Below are 1765 nucleotides of genomic sequence, written 5' to 3' on the forward strand. Positions count from 1 at the left end.
TTTGATGCCGCCGTGCAAAAAGTGGCGGCGCTCGACGACGAAGACGCGGCGCAGAACCCGATCCGCGCCCGCGTGCTGGCCGAGGCCGCGCAGCTGCAGCAGCAGGGGCTGGACGCCAAGGAGGCGCGCCACCAGGCGGGCCTGCGCGTGTTTGGCGCCAAGCCCGGCAGCTATGGCGCGGGCCTGCAGGGCCTGATCGACAGCGGCCAGTGGCAAAGCGACGAAGACCTGGCAACGGCCTACCGCAACTGGGGGGCCTATGCCTACGGCCAGCACGACGAAGGCAGCCAGGTGCCCGAGACCTTTGTACGGCGCCTCGCCGAGATGCAGCTGGTGCTGCACAACCAGGACAACCGCGAGCACGATGTGCTCGACTCCGGCGACTACTACCAGTTCCAGGGCGGCATGGCCGCTGCCGTGCGCCACTACAGCGGCCAGCAACCGGCCATGTACTTTGGCGACCACAGCAACCCCGAGTCGCCGCGCATGCGCAGCCTGCAAGAAGAGATCAGCCGCGTGGTGCGCGCACGGGCCACCAACCCCAAGTGGATCGAGGGCGTGCAGCGCCATGGCTACAAAGGCGCGTTCGAGATTGCCGCCACCGTGGACTACCTCTTTGCCTTTGATGCCACGGCCCGTGTGGTGCGCGATGACCAATACGCCCGCGTGACCGATGCCTTTGTCGCCGATGACACCACGCGCGCCTTTATGCAGCAGCACAATCCGCAGGCCTTCCACGGCATGTGCGAGCGCCTGCTCGAAGCCATACAGCGCGGCCTGTGGCAAGAGCCCGGCGACTATCCCCAATTGCTGGAGACCCATTTGCTCGAGACCGAACACCTGCTGGAGATGCGATGAGCACCGCCAACGATCTGCATTTTCCCTTCAGCGCCATTGAGGGCCAGGCCGCGCTGCAGCAGGCCTTGCTGCTGCTGGCGGTCGATCCGCAACTGGGCGGCGTGCTGGTGGAGGGCCCGCGCGGCACCGCCAAATCCACCAGCGCCCGCGCGCTGGCTGCGCTGCTGCCCAGCGGCCATTTTGTCAATCTGCCGCTGGGCACCACCGAGGAGCAACTGCAAGGGGCGCTCGATCTGGAAGCTGCCCTGCAGTCCTCAGCCGTGCAGTTCCGCCCCGGCCTGCTGGCCCAGGCGCACCAGGGAATCCTGTATGTGGACGAGGTCAACCTGTTGCCCGATGGCCTGGTGGACTTGCTGCTCGATGTCAGCGCCAGCGGCACCAACCGCATCGAGCGCGACGGCGTCTCGCACCAGCATGCCGCGCGCATTGCACTGATCGGCACGATGAACCCCGAAGAAGGCCAGCTGCGCCCGCAGCTGCTGGACCGCTTTGGCCTGTTTGTGCGCCTGCCCAATGTGCCCGATGTGGAGACGCGCAAACGCATCGTGCGTGCCCGCATGGCCTTTGACGCAGACCCGGCCCAGTTCTGCGCCCAGCAAGCGGAGGCACAAGCCCAACTTCGCGCGCAGATTGCGGCGGCACGGCAGCAGTTGGCCAGCGTCGTCTGGCCCGATGCAGTGTTTGATGCCGTTGCACAGCTGTGCCAGCAATCCGGTGCCGAAGGCGTGCGTGCCGACCTGGTGATGCTGCGTGCCGCCCGCGCCCAGGCAGCACTGGCGGGCCATGCCGAGGTGCGCCTGGCCGATGTGCAGGCCGTGGCGGAGTTGGCACTGGCCCCCCGCCGCAATGCCGATGCGGCGCAGCCGCCATCGCCGAGTGGCCAGGCCAACGATCCCAACGGTCAACA

General features: G+C 67.4%; 2 protein-coding genes. Both read left to right on the forward strand.

Going from position 1 to position 1765, the window contains the following annotated elements; all coding sequences use genetic code 11:
• Positions 1-858 (forward strand): cobaltochelatase subunit CobN (locus H928_RS26065; protein WP_021025380.1); only part of this gene is annotated, 858 nt, incomplete at its 5' end.
• Positions 855-1765 (forward strand): ATP-binding protein (locus tag H928_RS0104120; RefSeq protein WP_021025381.1); only part of this gene is annotated, 911 nt, incomplete at its 3' end. The genes H928_RS26065 and H928_RS0104120, both read left to right, overlap by 4 nt.

It is taken from the genome of Comamonas sp. B-9, from assembly GCF_000410635.1.
GTDB lineage: Bacteria > Pseudomonadota > Gammaproteobacteria > Burkholderiales > Burkholderiaceae_C > Comamonas.